Source organism: Caulobacter sp. Root343, assembly GCF_001425745.1.
GTDB lineage: Bacteria > Pseudomonadota > Alphaproteobacteria > Caulobacterales > Caulobacteraceae > Caulobacter.
This window is the reverse complement of sequence record NZ_LMDF01000006.1, coordinates 664,089-682,902: the sequence shown is the minus strand read 5'-3', so window position 1 is coordinate 682,902 and position 18,814 is coordinate 664,089. Positions and strand designations below refer to the sequence as shown.

Sequence of the window (18,814 nt, the reverse complement as noted above, 5' to 3'; positions counted from 1 at the left end):
GTCTGGCGCCGGCGCGCGGCCTTGCCCAGGCCTCTTTCGAACAGCCGTTTGGCGGCGAACTCAGGCCGAGGCGGCGCGGCGCTTGTTCGAACTGCGGTCCATGCGCTCCAGCAGGTAGTCGCTGTCCTCGCGCGAGGCCGCGTGCGGCGAGGTCAGGAAGCGCTGGATCATGTGCTCCTGGAAGCGTTCGCGATCGTGGGCGCGGCCGTCGAATTCCAGGCCGTGGAAGGCGTCGACGCCCGCGCGGAAGGCCGAGAGCAGGCGTGGCGGCAGGCCGGCGCGCTCGCAGATCGCCTTCAGGCCCAGGGGACCGGCGTCGTGGATCATCAGCCAGGTGCGATGGTGCGGCACGCCGGCCAGCTCGGCCACGGCCCATTCGAAGAACGTCATGTGGCCGTGGGCCAGGGCGCGCAGCAACAGCGACGGCGACAGGCGGCCCACGCCGTTCAGGTGCGCGACGAAGGCCTTGGGATCGGCGGCGCGGCCGGCCTGATCCACGAGGTCGATCGTCGCCCGCTCCTTGGCGCCGACGATCAGCTCCAGGGTCCGTTCAGGCGACAGCGCGTGGTTGGACAGGATATGGTCGCGCAGCTGGTCGCCGACCATGTCGATCAGACGCTCGGACACGGCCAGCGGCAGGGCCGAGCGGTAGGCGACGGCCTGCAGCACCTGTTCGGACTTGGCGAAGCGGTCCAGGGCCTTCTGCAGCGTCACTTCCGAGAAGCGGGCGTTGTCGTTGGCGCAGGCCGTGGCGACCACGTCCTCGGCGCCTTCCTCGACCAGCATCGAGGTGATGCGCGCCGACAGTTTGGGACGCTTGGCCACCGCCATCTGGCGCAGCGGGCCGCCCACGCGGACGATTTCGGCCAGGTCGGCGTCGGTGAACACCGGCGAGAAGCTGATGACCGGCAGGCTGACGCTCTCGACATCGCGCGCCAGGCGGTTGGCGACGTCAGGCGGCAGGGCCGTGGAATTCTTGAGCGTGACGGCCAGAGCCCGGCGAACCAGCTCGGCGGCGTCGGCCGCCATCACGCGCAGGATGTCGTGCGCGACCTGGCGCTCCTCCTCGGTGAGGACGGCGCGGTCGATGTTGCGACACAGCTTGTGCGCCGCCAGGGCGCGCTCGTCAGGCGTCGCGCCCTTCACGAGCATGCGGATGTCGGAGTCTGTCAGTGCAGCGCGTGTCGTGGCCATGGTTCGCCCGCCCAACCCTATGCGTGGAGTCGCATCCTCGACGGTTAGGCTTAATGATTGTTTGAGCCAGGAAGCTGTGGATTAACGATGTCCCGTAACCGGGTACACACCATGCTCTCCTAAGGTGCGCGCTGAACCACGAGGAGCGCGACCTTTGTTCGCCGAGCGCCGCCCTAAAGAGAGCCCGACGGACGGCGCACACCTGGCCAAGGCGCTGGATTCCCAAGCCGCGCTTTTGCCTTATGCGCTTGGGGTTTTCGCGGTCAGCCTGCCCTTTTTCGTCTGGGTCGGGTCCTTCGCCGCCAATCGCGTCTGGATGAGCGCCAGCTTCGCGCTGTTCGCGATCAACTGGGCCGTCTTCTACGCCGCCGTGAACTGGCTGCGCGTCGAAGCGTCGCAAGACCTTAATCGCCGCGCCCGGGTTCAGGTGCTCTGTGGCGTGCTTTGGGCCCTGACCGTCGTTCAGATCTCGGCTTTCGCCCAAGGCGCCGGTCCGGCGCGCGACACCCTGCTGATGCTGGCGACGGCGGGCGCGGTGCTCTGCGTCTTCTTCGCCGCGCCCTACCTGCCGAGCTTGTTGATCGTCGCCCCGATCGCGGCGGCCGGTCCCTTGATCGCTCGATTCTCGCATCCGGACGGGCAGCAGGCCGGTGAGCTGACCTGGGGCGGCCTGGCCCTGGCGATCACCCTGGCCCTGATCCTCAATCGCATGTTCCGCCGTCAGCACGATCTGGCCGTCGCTCACGAGCATATGGTCGACGAACGCCTGCGGGTGCTCGAGGCCGCCGAACGCACCGCCCGTTCGAAATCGGACATCGTCGCCACCCTCAGCCACGAAATCCGCAACGGCCTGACCGGCGTCACGCACGTGCTGGCCGCCGCCGCGGGTCGGGGCGGTCGCGCCGCGCCCTCGCGTGAGCAACTGAACGCCGCCCTCGACGCCGCCCAGGACCTGATCTCGGTCCTGAACGCCACCCTCGACTCCGAAACGGCCGAGGCCGGTCGCCTCAATGTCGAGACCCAGCCTTTCGACCCCGTGCGCCTGGTCCAGGACCTGGTGCTGCTGGACAAGCCGCACGCGGCGACCAAGGGGCTGGAGCTGGCGGTCCATGTCGACCCGCTGCTGCGCGGTCGCGACAGGGGCGCGACCGTGGCCGACGCTCTGCGCACGCGCCAGATCATCGCCAACCTGCTGGGCAATGCGGTCAAGTACACCGTGCGTGGCCGTATCGAGGTCCGCCTGGAGCTGCGCGAGGGTCAAGTGGCCATCGAGGTCGCCGACACGGGCCCCGGCCTGTCGACCGAGGAGATGGAGCAGGCCTTCGAACCCTTCCGCCGCGTCGAGCGCACCGGGGCCGGCGTCAACGGCGCGGGCCTGGGCCTCTCTCTGTCGCGCCAACTGGCCCGCCTGATGGGCGGCGCCCTGGAGGCGCGCAGCGCCGTCGGCGTCGGCAGCTGCTTTACCCTCACCTTGCCCTTCGACGACTCCGTCGAATGCGAGCTGGAGCAGGATCTGGACTCCGCCGCCGTCGAGGCTTCGGGCGCGCCGCGAACGTTGCGCATCCTGATCGCCGAAGACGACGCCCTGAACGCGGCCATGCTGCGCGCCATCCTCGAGCAGCTGGGCCACCAGGTCGTTCACGCCCAGAATGGCCGCCGGGCCGCCGACCTGGCCAAGATCGCCGAGTTCGACCTGCTGATGCTGGATCATCGCATGCCGCTCGTGGACGGCCCCGCGGTCGCCGCGTCCGTGCGCGACACCGAAGGTCCCAATCGCGCCGCGCCCATCGTGGCGATGATCGACGGGGACGGCGACGAGGCTTCGGAATTCCTCGACGCCGGCGCTGACATCGTCCTGCGCAAACCGGTCAGCGTGGCCGCAGTGGCGCGTGTCTTGGCCGACGCGGCGTCTCTCGACCGCCGCGAAGCCAGGACCGAAGCCGCCGCCTGACACGTCTTCCCCCTTCGGTTTGACAAGCCGGGCCGGGGGTGGAGAATGGGCGCATGTTCTCGCGACCGACCTTTCGTCGTTTTCGCCACCACGGCGGTAGCCTGCTCGCAGGCCTCTAGCCCCGAGCCGTCCGCGTATCCGTCGCGGGCGTTCGGGGCGAACATCACCCATTCCGCCATCTAAGGGACCGCCGCGCGCGTTCGCGACCGTCCAACCGCACCTTTGTCAGGAGCTTTCCATGCCTCTACAGGCATACGCCGTCGCGCGCCCGTGCATCGTCATGGCCGAGACCGAGGTCGAACGCCTGTCGATCTTGGCCGCGCAAATGGAACGGGCCGCGCCGTTGGCGGCCGAGATGCTTTTGCAGGAAATCGACCGCGCCGAGATCCGGCCCGACGCCGACATGCCTTCCCATGTGGTCCGGATGCGCTCGACGGTCCGGTTCGAAGATGACGCCAACGGCATGGCCCGGTCGGTTCTTCTTGTCTATCCAAAGGAGGCCGACATCGCCGCTGGCAAGATTTCAGTCCTCTCCCTGGTGGGCGCGGGCTTGATCGGCCTGTCCGTCGGCCAGGAAATCCAATGGCCCGATCGCGGCGGCCAAGACAGGCTGTTGCGCATCCTCAAGGTCGAGCCGCCCGGCCGGCTAGTCTTTTGAGTGGAGGGTTACCGCTGGGTAAGCCTTCCCCCAACGACCGCCCTCCCCCATGGTTCCAGCGACAACAAGAGCGGGAGGGCGCGATGCTGGAAGGACTGCGGGTCGTCGAGCTGGCGACCTATATCGCCGCCCCCGGCGCGGCCGGGATCATGGCCGACTGGGGCGCCGACGTGATCAAGGTCGAGTCGCCCGAGGGCGACCCGATGCGGCGCTTCTTCGACACCATCGGTTCGGATCAGGACGCCAACCCGATCTTCGAGCTCGACAACCGCGGCAAGCGCGCCGTGGTGCTGGATATTCGCTCCGACCTCGGCCGCGACGCGCTGAAAGCCCTGGCCGCCACCGCCGACATCTTCCTGACCAATGTCCGCCCGGCCGCCCTGGCGCGCGCCGGCTTGGGCTTCGAGGCGCTGCGGGCCGTCAATCCGCGCCTGATCTATTGCAGCCTGACGGGCTATGGCCTGACCGGTCCCGACGCCGACAAGCCGGGCATGGACGTGGCGGCCTTCTGGTCGCGGGCCGGCGTCGGCTCGATCACCGCGCCCAAGGGGGCCGAGCCGTTCCCGATCCGGACCGGCATGGGCGACCACGTCACCTCGCTGGCCACGGTCTCGGCGATCCTGGCGGCGGTCCACGAGCGGACACGCACCGGGGTTGGCCGCCTGGTCGAGACCTCGCTGCTGCGCACCGGGGTCTATGCGATCGGCTCGGACATGGCGATCCAGCTGCGGTTCGGAAAGCTGGCGTCCACGCGTGGCCGGCGCGAGGCGGTGCAGCCCCTGGCCAACTTCTACAAGACCGCCGAGGGCCGCTGGATCTGCCTCTTGCCCCGCCAGGGCTCGGTCGATTGGCCCCGCATCGCGGCGGCGGCCGGGCGGCCGGAGCTGGTCGACGATCCGCGCTTTTCGTCGGCCAAGGCCCGCCGCGAGAACGGACAGACCTTGGTCGATATCCTGGACGAAGCCTTCGGCGCCATGAGTTATCCACAGGTCGCCGAAGCGCTGGACGCCGGCGATATCACCTGGGCGCCCTATCAGACCCCGCGCGAACTGGTGGCGGACGCCCAGGCCGAGGCGGCCGGCTGCTTCGTCGACACGCCCGACGGCGCGGGTGGGACCTTCAAGGCCCCCGCCGCTCCGGCCCGCTTCCCGGGATCAGAGGACGGCCCGCGCGGTCCCGCGCCACGGCTCGGCGCCGACACGGCGACGGTGTTCAGGGAGCTGGGATGGTCGGAGGATCAGGTGGCGGCCCTGACGGCCGTCAGCGCTTGATCTTGTCGTTGGCGTCGGCCAGCACGCGCAGCATCTCGGCCGAGAACATCGAGCTGGCCAGTCGCTGGCCGCCGCCCATGCCCGAGCCGCTCGACGACTCGCCGAACGGATTGCCGACCTCCTGCGAGCCGCGCAGGATCAGGTCGACCATGGCCTCCTGCTGGCGGATACGCTCCAGGCGCCGGCCGCCAGCGTATTGCATGAAGCCCTGATCGCCTTCCGGCAAGCGCACAGGGTCTTGGTCGGTGACCCGGGTGGCGCCGCCGGTCTTGGTCAGGTTGGCATAGACCTCGCCCACGGTGGCGGCGCGGCCTTCCTTGTAGAAGATCGAACGGTTGGCCTGGGCGGCGTCGGGGAACATGGCCGCGGCGCTAGCGCCCGGCGAGGCCGTCGCGGCCTCGATCAGGCGAGCCGAGCCCTTCGGGCCCAGGAAGTGGGCGGCATACAGTTCGCCGGCCGTGGGGTCGCGCCCCACCCGGCCACGCAGGTACGAGGCATGGTCCGAGGCCAGCTCACCGGCCATCAGGGACGCCGCGTGCGGATCGGTCTTCAAGCCCAGGACGGCCTTGCGGGCTTCGTCGCCCTCGACCCGGTAGCGGCCGTCGGAGCCCTGGCTGATCAGGTCGGCGTAGCGGGCGTAGCCGTACTTGGCGCCGTGCTTCTTCAGCGTGGACAGCCAGGTCTGGTCGACGAACTGGAACAGGCCCGAGGCCGACGACGTCCGGGCCTTGGCGGCCGGGTTGAAACCGCTCTCGCGCTTGGCCGCGCCCATCAGGAACGTGAAGTCGACCCCGGTCGCGCTGGAAGCGCGCTGGATCGCCGACTCGACGACGCTGCGAATGGAACTGACGGCGGGCATGGGCCTCATGACTGAGCGAGTATGGTTAATTGGCAATTAACCACGCTTGCCGGACGGCGTCCGGGGACGAGATGCCGCACCCGATCTTACAGACGTAAGAAAAATCGTCATGCGGATTACGATTGTCAATTTACAGCCGACGCGCGCCATGCTGACCTGATCCTACAGATGTAATTCCATCTAGGAGGTCGACATGAACCTGGCTCTCCATCCCAACGGCTCGGGCATTCCCGGCCTGGACGGCGCCCCGCGCAAACCTTCACGCGTGCTGCTGATCGGCATCGGCGTCTCGGCGGCCGCGCACATCGCCCTGATCGGTTACCTGGCCTATCAGAAGTACGTCACGCCGCTGCCCAGGATGGATGACGACAAGGCCATCATCCTCGAGCCGATCTACACGCCGCCGAAGCCGCCGCCCCCTCCCCCGCAGACGAGCCAGCCGCCGCCCCAGGCCGCCGCGCCGAAGCTGCATGTCCCGCTACAGACGCCGTTCGAGACCCCTCCGCCGCTGGTCGCCGACCCGATCGTCGAAGGCCCTCCGGCTACAGGTCCGATCACCACCCTGACGCCGACGCCACCCGCGCCGCCAGCCCCGCCTTCGCCGCCAACCAAGATGATCACCCGCGCCAACTGGCTGCGGCTGCCTTCGGCCGATGACATGGCCCGCTACTATCCGGAGAGCGCCCAACGGCGCGGCCTCTCGGGCTCGGCGACCTTGAACTGCGTGGTGGCGGTCAACGGCACGGTCCGCGACTGCTCGGTGATCTCGGAGACACCCGTCGACGAGGGCTTCGGCAACGCGGCCTTGAAGGTTTCGCGCTTCTTCAAGATGAGGCCGCAGATGGAGGACGGTCGTCCCGTCGATGGCGCGACGGTGCGCATCCCGATCCGGTTCAACGCGGGCGCCTGACAGCCCTCCTCCAGCGTTGAAACGGCGGCCGGGTCGCAGCCTCCCAGCGACCCGGCCATATCCCTCACTAGTAGCTTTTCGGCAGGCCCAGCACGCGCTCGGCGATGAAGTTCAGGATCATCTCGCGACTGACCGGCGCGATGCGGGCGATCATCGCCTCGCGGAAATAGCGCTCGACGTCGTATTCCTTGGCGTAGCCCATGCCGCCGTGGGCCAGCACCGCGTTCTCGCAGGCATGGAATCCCGCCTCGGCGCCCAGGTACTTGGCGGCGTTGGCCTCGGCCCCGCACTCCTTGCCGGCGTCGTAGAGGGCGGCGGCCTTGAAGGCCAACAGGTTGGCGGCCTCCAGCTCGGCCCACGACTTGGCCAGCGGATGGGCCACGCCCTGGTTCTGGCCGATCGGCCGGCCAAACACGATCCGCTCATTGGCGTAGGTGGTCGCCTTGGCCAGGGCCGCGCGCCCCAGGCCGATGGCCTCGACGGCGAACAGCACGCGCTCGGGATTGAGGCCGTGCAGCAGGTACTGGAAGCCCTTGCCCTCCTCGCCGACCAGATCCTCGGCGGGGACGAACAGGTCCTCGATGAAGAGCATGTTACATTCGACGGCCTTGCGGCCCATCTTCGGGATCGGCTTGGCCTCGATCTTCTCGCGGTCGGTATAGAACAGCGATAGGCCTTGCGTCGGCTTGGCGCACTGGTCCTTGGGCGTGGTGCGAGCGATGATCAGGATCTTGTTGGCGCGCTGGGCGCCGGTGGTCCAGATCTTGCGGCCGTTCAGGCGATAGCCGCCGTCGACCTTCTCGGCCCGCGTCTCCAGGCTCGAGGTGTCGAGGCCCGAATTGGGTTCGGTGACGGCGAAGCACATCTTGTCCTCGCCCGAGATCAGCCGGGGCAGCAGGCGCTCGCGCTGCGCATCGGTCCCGAACTTCACCAGCGGCATCGGGCCGAAGATGTTCAGGTGGATGGCCGAAGCGCCTGAAAAGCCGGCCCCCGACTGGGCCACGGTCTGCATCATGACGGCCGCTTCGGTCAGGCCCAGGCCGGCGCCGCCGACGCTCTCCGGCATGGCCACGCCCAGCCAGCCGCCCTCGGCGATGGCGGCGACGAAGGCCTCGGGGAAGTTTCCGGTATCGTCGGTGCGGCGCCAATACTCGTCGTCGAAGGCGGCGCACACCTTGGCGACGCCTTCGCGGATGGCTTCCTGCTCTTCGGTCAACCAGAATCCGGACATCCGGCCTACTCCCCTGCGCGCTCTTGTTCGTTAGATCCTGGTTGTCAGGACTTGGGCTCCTCGAAGCGTCGCGCGTCCATGGCGGCGGCGTCGGGGCCCGGGTTATCGTCATTCAGATACGCCGCGACCATGTCGGCCACAAGCGGCGCGAGCAGCCAGCCATTGCGCCGCGCACCCACCGCCAACAGGACGCCGGACGCCGCGCTCCAACCGACCAGCGGCAGGCCGTCGGGCGTGGTGACCCGCACGCCGACCTCGACCTTCGCCCTGTCCAGATCGAGGTCAGGACGCAGGGCCCACGCCGCCGCCCGCAGGCTCTGGGTCGCCGAGGCGTCCGGCGCCAGGTCATCGCGCCCTATTTCCATGGTCGCGCCGATGGCCAAGGTCTGGCCCGGGGCCAGATAGACGCCCTCGCCCCGCACCACCGCCGCGTCCGACTCAGTGACCGGGGCGCGCAGGATCTGGCCCTTGATCGGCGTCAGGGCGACCGTCTCCGGGGCCAAGCGGCCATCGCGCGCGCCAGGTCCGGTGGCCAGCACCAGGACGTCGAAGGCCTCGGTTCGCCCGTCGGCCAAGCGCAGGGTTCCCGGCGCGAAGGCCTCGATCGCGCTCGCTTGGAAACGCACGCCCGCCGCCTCGGACGCCGCGCGCAGGGCCTCAAGGGCGCGCAGAGCGTCGACGCGCCAGTCCTCGACAATGACCTCGCCGATTGGCAGGCCGAGCTCACGCAGACGCTGACCGACCTGGGTGCGCCAGGTCTCGGAGCCCTCGATTCGCACGCCAGCGCGGACGATCTCCAGTCCCAGGTCCTCGGCGAAGGCCGGCCACAGGTCGCGGGCGCGGCGCATCAGGGGCAGGTGATCGCGGGACGCCGGGTCGAACAGGGCTTCGCTCACCGGCGCCAGCATGCCGGCCGCAACGCCCGAGGCGTTGGCGCCGGGCGGAGCCGGATCGAAGACGGTGACGGCGAACCCCGCCCGCGCCAGGCGCAGCGCCGTGGCTGATCCCAACGCCCCGGCCCCGGCCACCGCGACGCGCGCGCCCGATTGAACTTTCATGGCGCGCAGACACCTCCCACGGCCTCGTCCGTCAAGCCCCTGACGACCTCTTCCGACCACGTCGCTCTCTTGCGAGCCGCGAAGCTAGACCGCGACACATTGGCGCGAGGACCCGTTCCGCGCATGCCCGCACGTGACGACGCAGCCAAGCTCGGTCTATATCCGTTAATATTGGCACGAGGCCGCCTTCGCGGCGTTGGAGGGAATACAGGCGGATGAACGATCGACCCGCAGTCGAACCGGCCCACCCCGTTGATCTGTACGTGGGGGCCCGGCTGAGAATTCGCCGCAAGATGATGGGTCTCAGTCAGACCCAGGTCGCCGACGCCCTCGGCATCACCTTCCAGCAAATCCAGAAGTATGAGCGCGGCGCCAACCGCATCAGCGCCAGCAAGCTGTACGACGCGGCCAAGCTGCTGCAGGCCCCGGTGTCCTACTTCTTCGAAGGCCTGGAAGAGACCGACGGCGGCATCGACGACGGCTTCGCCCAGCGGATGACCGAGTTCGTCTCCACGCCGGAAGGCCTGGAACTGGCGAGCCTGTTCCCGCGGCTCGCCGACCGCCGCCTGCGCCGCCGGGTCGTCGACCTGGTCCGGGCCATGGTGGACGACGAAGCCCCCTAGGACTCGTCTTCAAGGTTACGGCAAGAGCCCGCGTCAGCCTCGGCGACGCGGGCTTTTTTGTTGCCTCGACAGACGCCCGACTCATCGGCTCGCGCTCCACTTACGAAGTAAAATCTTACTTCCGGACAACCGCTGATCGCCCCTCGCGCCTAGCGAACGACCGTTCGTCGCCGAACGTCGTCCAATTCGCAGGCAAGCATGCGCCCTCCCCTGGCGTTTGCGCCGTCGCGTCTTTGTAGGTTCGCGCGGCTGTGTCGGACTCGCCATGACGCGCCGTCATCATCGCCGCCAGACGGCTGTTCTGGTGACGTCGCGAAGCGAGGGGATTTACATGATTTCGATGAAGCGATTGGCGGCGGGGGCCGCCCTGGGCGCCATGACATTGGCGATGGGGGGCGCGGCCTACGCTCAGGAGACGACGGCCTCCCTGCACGGTCAGGTGACCAGCGGCGGCGTGGCCGTGCCCAATGCCAGCGTCACCGTGCTGCACACGCCCTCGGGCACCCGCAGCGCCACCATGACCGGCGGCAGCGGCGCGTTCGACGCGCGCGGCCTGCGCGTGGGCGGTCCGTATACGGTGACGGTCACCACGCCGGATGGCGGGACCAAGACCTTCACCGACCTGTTCCTGAGCCTGGGCAAGACCACCGACCTGGACGTCGAGCTGGGCGACAGCGCCCAGGTCGAGGCCATCGTGGTCTCGGCCGCCAGCCGCGCCAACAACGACCAGGGACCCAAGACCGTCCTGAACCGCGACGACCTGAACTCGGTCGTGGCGGTGACCCGCGATCCGCGCGACTTCGCGCGTCGCGACATCCTCGTCGCCCAGGATCTCAGCGGCGGTCGCGCCGGCACCAACGGCGGCGGCATCTCGATCGCCGGCTCGAACCCGCGCCTGAACCGTTTATCCGTCGACGGCGTGTCGGCCCAGGACAATTTCGGCCTGGCCCAGGGCGGCATGAGCACCGCGCGCGGCCCGGTCACCCTGGACGCCGTCGAACAGTTCTCGGTCGCCGCCGTTCCGACCGACGTCGAGAACGGCGACTTCGTCGGCGGGGCCCTGAACCTGGTGCTGCGCTCGGGCGGCAACAGCTTCCACGGCGTGGCGTTCGACAACTATCTGAACGAAGGCATGGTCGGCCGCCACTACAGCAAGACCCGCGTGCCCCAGACCATCAGCCAGAAGAACTACGGCGGCTTCCTGTCGGGCCCGATCATCAAGGACAAGCTGTTCTTCGCGGTCAGCTACGAGACCTACAAGACCCTGGACACCACCCAGTTCGGCGCGCCGGGCTCGGGCGCGGTCAACACCTTCTCGAACGGCCTGACGCAGGCGACGATCGACTCGATCGTCAACACCTACAACAACAATTACGCCAGCGATTACAGCCTGGGCTCGATCCCGCTGACCGCGCCGGTCACCGACAAGAAGTACTCGGCCAAGATCGACTGGAACATCAGCGACAAGCACCGCGCCAGCCTGACCTACCGCTACGCCGAGAGCAGCTCGTTCCAGCGCACCGACCTCGGCGCGACCACGGCGTCGCTGTTCTCGCACTGGTACCAACAGGCCAACAGCGACGAGGCCACGACGCTGGAAGTCCACTCCAACTGGACCGACAACCTGTCGACCACGGTCAAGGCCACCTATCGCGACTACCGCAACGGCCAGAACCCGCCCGGCGGCCAGAACTTCTCGGACGTGCGCATCTGCGCCGCCCCGAGCTCGGACGCCACCCTGACCAGCTGCGCCGCCGGCTTCTCGCAGGTGCTGTTCGGCCCCGACCAGTTCCGCCACGCCAACGCCCTGGACGAGCAGGAGACTCGCTACCAGGCCGTGGCCGAGTACAGCTGGCGCGAGAACCGCTTCAAGGTCGGCGCTCAGGCCCGCAAGGCCGACGTCTTCGACGTGTTCGTTCCGAACTCGCGCGGCCAGTACTATTTCGACTCGCTCGCCGACTATCAGGCCGGCAAGGCCAGCCAGCTGATCTACGCCAACTCGGTGACGGGAAACCCGAACGCCGCGGCCTTCGACAGCACCTACTGGACTTATTCGGGCTTCGCCCAGGACACCCTGGACATCACCGACAACCTGCAGGTCTCGGCCGGCTTCCGCTTCGACTGGTATGACGAGCCGGACCGCCCGATCCTGAACCCGAACTTCACGGCCCGGAACGGCTACACCAACCAGAAGACCATCGACGGCCTGCATGTCTTCATGCCGCGGGTCTCGGTCGACTGGAAGGCCAGCGACAACCTGCGCTTCACGGGCGGCTTCGGCCTGTTCGCGGGCGGCTCGCCCGACGTGCTGACAGGCATCTCGTTCTACAATACCGGCTACGCGACCAGCCAGGTCACCATCCAGCGCAACAGCAACGGGACCTTCACCGAGACCGGCGGCACGCCCGGCTTCACCCAGGCCATCGGTTCGACGGCGCTGGACGGCCTGAACACCGACGCCAAGTTCGGCCTGGCCGTTCCGACCGTGATCCAGCAACTGCAGCAGGGCACCTTGGCCGGCTCGCCGAGCATCCCGCCGCTGGGCGAGGTCATCGCCCTGTCGCCCAGCTTCGAGATGCCGGGCCAGTGGAAGCTCTATCTGTCGGGCGAATGGCGCGGTTCGGGCAAGTGGACCGACGGCTGGACCGCCACCGTCAACTACATCGCCACCCAGGCCCAGAACGAGATCACCTATTACGATAGCCGCGCCCAGCCGCTGACGATCGGCGGCGTGCAGCAGTACCTGCCGGACGGCCGGATCCGCTATGACGGCCTGGCCGCCACCACGCCGGGCAAGAGCTCGGCCAACCTCGGCTCGAACCGCGACGTCATCGTCACCAACGCCGACAAGGGCGAAAGCTGGACGGCCAGCGCCCAGGTCTCCAAGCGCTTCGACTGGGGCGGCGACTTCTCGCTGGGCTATGCCCGCCAGAACATGAACGACATCAACGCCGGCCTGTTCTTCGGCACCACGGCGGGCTCGCTGTACGGCGGCGTCGCCGCCGGCATGGACCCCAACCGCGACTACCTGGGCCGCTCGGTCTACGAGATCAAGAACCGCTACAAGGCCGAGTTCAGCTACCGGAAGAAGTTCTTCGGCGACAACGAGACCCGCGTGACCCTGTTCGCCGAGCGCCAGGACGGCCGTCCGTTCGGCTTCTACATGCAGGACCGCCAGTCGGGCCGCAGCCAGGTGTTCGGCGTCAACCGCACGGCCCAGATGCTGTACGTGCCGGACCTCAGCGGCAACGGCGGCGCGTCGGGTCTGGACTACGGCCTGGTGACCTTCGCCACCGCGAACGACCTGAACCTCTTCAAGAAGTACGTGGCGCTATACGATCTGAAGCCCGGCCTGGCGCAGAAGAACTCGAACACCAATGCGCCGGTCAACCGCCTGGACGCCCAGTTCAGCCAGGAGCTGCCGACCCTGATCGAAGGTCACAAGCTGAAGATCCAGGTCGATGTCCGCAACCTGCTGAACCTGATCAACCGCGACTGGGGCCTGGTGTCGGAATACAGCGACATCAACACCCTGGCCCGCGTCGATTGCTTGAACAAGGACAACGCCCTGGCGGCGACGAACGACGCAGGCTGCGTCCGCTACCGCTATTCCAGCGTCCCGACCTCGGTGACCAAGACCCGCAATACGGGCCTGTCGCTGTGGTACATGCAGGTATCGCTGCGCTACGAGTTCTGATCGTAGATCCGGCGACGGAAATCGGGCCCGCGGCGTTCGCGTCGCGGGCCTTTTTCGTGTCCGGAACCCCGGCTTCCCGCGCGCCGTTGATCCTGGAACGGAGCGGTCACGAGGGCGGGCGAGATGCCACGCGATACGATGGGGAGTCCGCCGGCCGCGTCCGGCCTGCTGTACGTCAATGACGACGATCCGGGCATACGGCGCGTCCAGACCAAGAGCGGGTTCGACTATCGCGATCCGGACGGCGACCGGATCTCCGACGCGGCGACCCTGGACCGCATCCGCGCCCTGGCCATTCCGCCAGCCTGGACCGAGGTCTGGATCTGCCCCTCGCCGCGCGGCCACATCCAGGCGACTGGCCGCGACCAGAAGGGGCGCAAGCAGTACCGCTATCACGACGCCTGGCGGCGCGACCGCGACGGCCTGAAGTTCGGCCGCATGATCGCCTTCGGCCGCGCGTTGCCGAAGCTGCGAGCCAGGGTCGAGGCCGACCTCGCCCGCCGAGGCCTGCCGCGCGAGAAGGTCGTCGCCGCAGTGGTCCGGCTGATGGAGCTGACCCTGATCCGGGTCGGCAACGAGGCCTACGCCAAGGAGAACAAGAGCTTCGGCCTGACCACCCTGCGCGACAGGCATGCCAAGCTGTCCGGGGTCGGCGGCACGTTCCAGTTCAAGGGCAAGAGCGGCAAGGTCCACACGACCGGCTTCCGCGACCGCCGCCTGGCCCGCATCGTCAAGGCCTGCCAGGACATCCCCGGCCAGCGATTGTTCCAGTATCTCGACGACGACGGCCAGCGGCGCACGGTCGAGAGCGCCGACGTCAACGCCTATATCCGCGAGGCGATCGGCGAGGACTTCTCGGCCAAGGACTTCCGCACCTGGGCCGGCACCCTGGCCGCCGCGCGGGCCCTGTGCCTGGTCCCCAAGGCCGGCAGCGCCGCCGAGGCCAAGCGCAACGTCAACACCTGCGTCAAGGCCGTCGCCGGCCTGCTCGGGAACACCGCCGCCGTCTGCCGCGGGTCGTACATCCACCCGCTGGTGCTGGAAGCCTACCAGCAAGGCGCCCTGCCGCTGAAGCCCGGCCGCTCGGCCCGGGCGTTCGAGCTGGCGGTGATCCGCTTCCTGGAGGCCGCCCAGGCTTCGTGCGGCCAAGCCTGACGGGAACGGCGCTCGACCCCCGCCGTTGACTCGGTTCGATCGGAGAAACGCCCATGGCCGCTGGCCGTCCCACCTGGCAGGGCCACCTGCGCCTGTCGCTCGTGACCTGCCCCGTCGCCATGTACACCGCCACCGACTCGCGCGGCGACGTGCACTTCAACATGCTGCACAAGAAGACCCATAACCGGATCCGGATGATCCCGACCGATCCGGACCTGGGTCCCATCGAACGCGCCGACATCGTCAAGGGCTATGAGTACGAGAAGGGCGAATACGTCGTCATCACCCAGGACGAGATCGACAGCGTCCGCCTGGAGAGCACCCGCACCATCGACATCGAGCGCTTCGTCCCCGCCAACGAGATCGACCGGCTCTACTGGGATAATCCCTATTTCCTGGTCCCGGACGGCAAGCTGGCCGCCGAGGCCTATGGCGTGATCCGCGAGGCCATGACCAAGGAGGGTCAGGTCGCCCTGGGACGCGTGGTCATGCACCAGCGTGAGCGCCTGCTGGCGATCGAGCCGCGCGACAACGGCATGGTCGCCTGGTCCCTGCGCACCCGCCGCGAAGTGCGCGACGCGGCCTCGTACTTCGACGCCATTCCCGAGAAGAAGCCCGACGCGGCGATGATCCAGATCGCCCAGAAGATCATTGAGCAGAAGGAAGGCCCGTTCGATCCCGAGCAGTTCAACGACCGCTACGAAGACGCCCTGCGCGCCCTGATCAAGGAAAAGCAGAAGGGCAAGAGCCGCAAGGTCACCGTGGAGGAACCCGCCGACACCAATGTCGTCGACCTGATGGAGGCCTTGAGGAACAGCCTGGGCAAGGCGCCGGCCAAGGCGGCCGGGAAGAAGCCGGCGGCCAAGGCTCCGGCGAAGACCGCGCACAAGGCCGCACCGAGGAAGAAGGCGGGTTAGCGAAACCTCCTCTTCCTGTCATCCCGGGCGAAGCGAAGCGGAGACCCGGGACCGCCACGAACTCAGCGCTTTCGGCGGTCCCGGATCGGCGCGCTGCGCGCTTGTCCGGGATGACAGGGTCATTTCGCCTTCGCGCTCCCCAGCTTCTTGATCGCCGGCGCCAGGTCCCGCTCGCTGTCGGCATAGGCGTCCCAGGCGTCGAGGTCCTTCAGCAGCCCCGGCACGGTGCGGATGTTGAACCGCGAGGGATCCAGACCCTTGCGCACCTGGGTCCAGGCGACCGGCCAGGACACCGGCGCGCCGGAGCGCCCGCGTGGCGACAGCGGCGCGACCGCCGTGCTCATGCGGTCGTTGCGCAGGTAGTCGAGGAAGATCCGGCCGCCGCGCTCCTTCTTGGCCATGCTGATCAGGTACTGGTCCGGACTGTCGGCGGCCATCTGGGCGCAGACCTCGCGGGCGAAGGCCTTGGCGGCGGGCCAGTCGACCTTGCTCCCCTTCCCTGGGGCCTTCAGCGGCGTCACCACGTGCAGCCCCTTGCCGCCCGTGGTCTTGCAGAATGGCACGAGGCCCAGGGCCTCCAGCCGGTCGCGGATCTCGCGCGCCCCTTCGACCACGGCCTCGAACGGCACATCGGGCGCGGGGTCGAGGTCGAAGACCAGGCGGCCCGGAACCTCGGGAGCATCCGGCCGGCAGTTCCACGGGTGCAGCTCGGTCGCGCCCCATTGGCCGGCGGCGACCAGGCTCTCCAGGGTGTTGAACATCAGATAGGGCTTGCGGTCGCCGCTGACGGTCACGTCGTCGATCAAGGCCGAGACGCCCTTGCCCGAATGGCGTTGGAAGAAGGTCTCGCCGCCAATGCCGTCGGGGGTGCGGATCACCGAGCACGGGCGGCCCTTGATATGCTCCAGCATCCACGGCCCGACCGCCTCGAAATATTCGACCAGATCCAGCTTGGTGCCCGGCGTCCCATCGCCCGCATCCGGCCACAGCGGCTTATCGGGATTGGAGATCGCCACGCCCAGCACCGAGGCCTTGCCGCCGGAGCGCCTGGCCGGGGTGGCGGCCTTGGGCTGGGCCAGCTCGACCTGCTCGGCCGGCGCCGGGGCCTCGGCCTCGACGGCCTGGGCCGGCTTGTCCTCGCGCAGGCCCTTGAACGAGGCCTGGCGCACCGAGCCGTCGCCGGTGAAGCCGGCGAACTCGATCTCGGCCACCAGGACGGGCTCTACCCAGTGCACGTTGGGACCGCCGCGCGGCGCGCCCTTGCCGCTGAACGGCGAGGTCTTGCGGGCGTTGGCCTTCAGCTTGGGCAGCAGCTTGCCGACCTTGTCGCGGCCATAGCCCGTCCCGACCCGCCCGACATGGACCAGGTCGCCGTCGCGATAGACCCCGACGATCAGCGAACGGAACGCATCGCCGGTGGTGGTCCAGCCGCCGATCACCACCTCGTGGCCGGCCCGGCACTTGGCCTTGGTCCAGGTCCCGCTCTTGCCTGAGCGATAGGGCGCGTCGAGCTTCTTGGAGACCACGCCCTCCAGCGACATCCGGCAGGCCGACTGCAGCACCGCCTCGCCGCCGCTCTGGAAGTGCTCGACATAGCGGATGCGTTCGCCGCCCTTTTGGGAAGCGGAGGGCAGCAAGGTCTTCAAGCGATTCTTGCGGTCCGACAGCGGCTGGTCGGTCAGGTCCTCGCCCTCGGCGTGCAGCAGGTCGAAGACGAAGAAGATCAGGTCGCCTGTGTCCTCCTCGGCCAAGGCCGCCTGCAGGCCGGCGAAACTGGGCGAGCCGGCCTCGTCGAGGGCCACGACCTCGCCGTCGATCAGGCAGTCGGGGAAGCCCGCCGCGTCCTTGATCAGCTGGGGAAAGCGCGCGCTCCAATCCAGGCCGGCGCGGGTGCGCAGCGCGGGCTTGCCGCCCTCGACGCGCAACTGCATCCGATAGCCGTCGAACTTGATCTCGTGGACCCAGTCGCCGCCGGCCGGCGGGCGGTCGACCAGCTTGCACAGCTGCGGCGGCACGAAGTCTGGCATGGCCGCCTTTCGTCCCGGTTTCGCGGCCGGCTTTGATTTAGGGGTCGGCTTGCCTTTCGCCTCACGGCCTTTCGGCGCGCCGGTCTCCTCGGCGGCTTGCTCGGCGCTGGCCTCGGGCGAGCCCTTGCTGTTCCAGACGGCGTCCGAGGCCGGCCCGGCCTTGGTCATGAACGGCGTCGGGGCCTTGCCCTTGCCGGCCGCGATCTGCTCCATGGTCCGGCCCGAGGCGATCGAGAAGGACGTATCCTTCAGGAAGTCCGTGTCGCCCTCGATGGCGAACTCGTCGCGATGCTTGATCAGCAGCCAGTTCTCGCGCTTGCCGCCGCCTAGCCTGTCGTTGTTGATCCGGACGAGCACGTAGCCGCCCTTCATCCGCTCGCCGGCGAAGACCAGCTTGATCTCGCCCTTCTTCAACCCCTTCTGGAGGTCGAAGCCTGGCTCGGGCGCCCACCAGCCGCGGTCCCACAGCATCACCGTGCCGCCGCCGTACTGGCCCTTGGGGATCGTGCCCTCGAAGTCGCCATAGGCCAGCGGATGGTCCTCGACATGCACCGCCAGGCGCCGGTCGTGCGGATCGCGCGAGGGGCCCTTGGTCACGGCCCAGGACAGAAACACGCCCTCGTGCTCCAGCCGCAAATCGTAGTGCAGCCGCGTGGCGTCATGCTTCTGGATCACGAACCGCGCCCGTTCCGAGGCGGCGACGCCGACCTCGCCGGACGGTTCGGCGGTGACCTTGAAGTCGCGTTTGGCCGCGTAGGCCGCCAGCTTGCGCGCCGCCATCGCCGCCCTCTATTCGCCGTCGAAGACTTCGGGCCGCTCGTCGTCGACGTCGCGACCGTCGCCGGGATCGTCGTCCTGCTCGAGTGCGATGATCTCGTCGTCGTCCAGCTCTTCGCCGATCAAGGCGTCGTCATCGTCGGCGTCACCCTCTGCCTGGGTCACGTCCAGCACGTCGGGCAACTCCTCGAAGGTGCGCAGCTCGCCGTCCTTGCCGACCACGTCCTCGTCCAGCGCCTCTGCGCCGTCCTGCTCGTCCCAGCCATCGGTATCGACATCGGTCATGGCGTTTCTCCTGTGCGTGCAGGAGGAAATGGCTAGAGGCCGGCCGGCGTTCCGGTCTTGTCGATTTGCGCCGCGAACACGGCTCCGCCGCCTCACGCGGCTGGCCGCTGAAGGGATGGAAAGGGACGCGGAGCGCCGGACAGCGTCCGGAGTGTGAGTTTGTAAGTACCGTTTCGACGAAGCCAGACGCTCCGCGCGACC

14 protein-coding genes are annotated in these 18,814 nt (G+C 68.4%); 8 read left to right on the top strand and 6 right to left on the bottom strand.

The annotated features are described in order from the left end of the window. Nucleotides 1-60: 60 nt before the first annotated feature. Nucleotides 61-1,194, bottom strand: a complete 1,134-nt coding sequence (gene spbR, locus ASC70_RS10675) for a pole-localized protein SpbR (protein WP_056049841.1) — start codon at nucleotides 1,192-1,194, stop codon at nucleotides 61-63. A gap of 154 nt (nucleotides 1,195-1,348) precedes the next feature. Between spbR and ASC70_RS10670 the strand changes: the two genes are divergently transcribed. The 3 genes from ASC70_RS10670 to ASC70_RS10660 all read left to right on the top strand — a co-directional run bounded on the left by ASC70_RS10670 (nucleotide 1,349) and on the right by ASC70_RS10660 (nucleotide 5,074). Then, nucleotides 1,349-3,145: an ATP-binding protein gene (locus tag ASC70_RS10670; protein WP_056049839.1), complete on the top strand. Its 1,797-nt coding sequence runs from the start codon at nucleotides 1,349-1,351 to the stop codon at nucleotides 3,143-3,145. A gap of 238 nt (nucleotides 3,146-3,383) precedes the next feature. Further along, complete coding sequence (rnk, locus tag ASC70_RS10665; RefSeq protein WP_047409179.1) at nucleotides 3,384-3,803, top strand: nucleoside diphosphate kinase regulator; 420 nt, start codon at nucleotides 3,384-3,386, stop codon at nucleotides 3,801-3,803. 83 nt (nucleotides 3,804-3,886) lie between these two features. Continuing rightward, the gene (locus ASC70_RS10660; RefSeq protein ID WP_056049836.1) at nucleotides 3,887-5,074 is read left to right on the top strand and encodes a CaiB/BaiF CoA-transferase family protein; all 1,188 of its coding nucleotides are present in this window, start codon (nucleotides 3,887-3,889) and stop codon (nucleotides 5,072-5,074) included. Here ASC70_RS10660 and ASC70_RS10655 read toward each other — a convergent pair. Further along, nucleotides 5,064-5,933: a transglycosylase SLT domain-containing protein gene (locus ASC70_RS10655; RefSeq protein WP_047409185.1), complete on the bottom strand. Its 870-nt coding sequence runs from the start codon at nucleotides 5,931-5,933 to the stop codon at nucleotides 5,064-5,066. The two genes, ASC70_RS10660 and ASC70_RS10655, sit on opposite strands and share 11 nt — an antisense overlap. Before the next feature lie 193 nt (nucleotides 5,934-6,126). Between ASC70_RS10655 and ASC70_RS10650 the strand changes: the two genes are divergently transcribed. Next, entirely contained in the window at nucleotides 6,127-6,843 is a 717-nt protein-coding gene (locus ASC70_RS10650) for an energy transducer TonB (protein ID WP_056049832.1), read from the top strand. 67 nt (nucleotides 6,844-6,910) lie between these two features. On the opposite strand, the gene ASC70_RS10645 is transcribed toward ASC70_RS10650, so the two are convergent. Beyond that, the gene (locus ASC70_RS10645) at nucleotides 6,911-8,074 is read right to left on the bottom strand and encodes an acyl-CoA dehydrogenase family protein (protein WP_047409191.1); all 1,164 of its coding nucleotides are present in this window, start codon (nucleotides 8,072-8,074) and stop codon (nucleotides 6,911-6,913) included. A 44-nt stretch (nucleotides 8,075-8,118) separates the two neighbouring features. Continuing rightward, nucleotides 8,119-9,132, bottom strand: a complete 1,014-nt coding sequence (locus tag ASC70_RS10640) for an FAD-binding oxidoreductase (RefSeq protein WP_056049830.1) — start codon at nucleotides 9,130-9,132, stop codon at nucleotides 8,119-8,121. 215 nt (nucleotides 9,133-9,347) lie between these two features. Between ASC70_RS10640 and ASC70_RS10635 the strand changes: the two genes are divergently transcribed. The 4 genes from ASC70_RS10635 to ASC70_RS10620 all read left to right on the top strand — a co-directional run bounded on the left by ASC70_RS10635 (nucleotide 9,348) and on the right by ASC70_RS10620 (nucleotide 15,524). After that, a complete protein-coding gene (locus tag ASC70_RS10635; protein WP_047409197.1) occupies nucleotides 9,348-9,755 on the top strand; it encodes a helix-turn-helix domain-containing protein in 408 nt (135 codons plus the stop codon). A 331-nt stretch (nucleotides 9,756-10,086) separates the two neighbouring features. After that, complete coding sequence (locus ASC70_RS10630) at nucleotides 10,087-13,452, top strand: TonB-dependent receptor domain-containing protein (protein ID WP_235519337.1); 3,366 nt, start codon at nucleotides 10,087-10,089, stop codon at nucleotides 13,450-13,452. A gap of 123 nt (nucleotides 13,453-13,575) precedes the next feature. Further along, entirely contained in the window at nucleotides 13,576-14,607 is a 1,032-nt protein-coding gene (locus ASC70_RS10625) for a DNA topoisomerase IB (protein ID WP_056049826.1), read from the top strand. A gap of 53 nt (nucleotides 14,608-14,660) precedes the next feature. Further along, nucleotides 14,661-15,524 (top strand): Ku protein, encoded by an 864-nt coding sequence (locus tag ASC70_RS10620; RefSeq protein ID WP_056049823.1) that lies wholly within the window; start codon nucleotides 14,661-14,663, stop codon nucleotides 15,522-15,524. Between the two features lie 119 nt (nucleotides 15,525-15,643). Here ASC70_RS10620 and ligD read toward each other — a convergent pair whose 3' ends face one another. Next, complete coding sequence (ligD, locus tag ASC70_RS10615; protein WP_056049821.1) at nucleotides 15,644-18,331, bottom strand: DNA ligase D; 2,688 nt, start codon at nucleotides 18,329-18,331, stop codon at nucleotides 15,644-15,646. A gap of 9 nt (nucleotides 18,332-18,340) precedes the next feature. After that, nucleotides 18,341-18,613 (bottom strand): hypothetical protein, encoded by a 273-nt coding sequence (locus tag ASC70_RS10610; RefSeq protein ID WP_047409207.1) that lies wholly within the window; start codon nucleotides 18,611-18,613, stop codon nucleotides 18,341-18,343. Nucleotides 18,614-18,814: the final 201 nt, after the last annotated feature.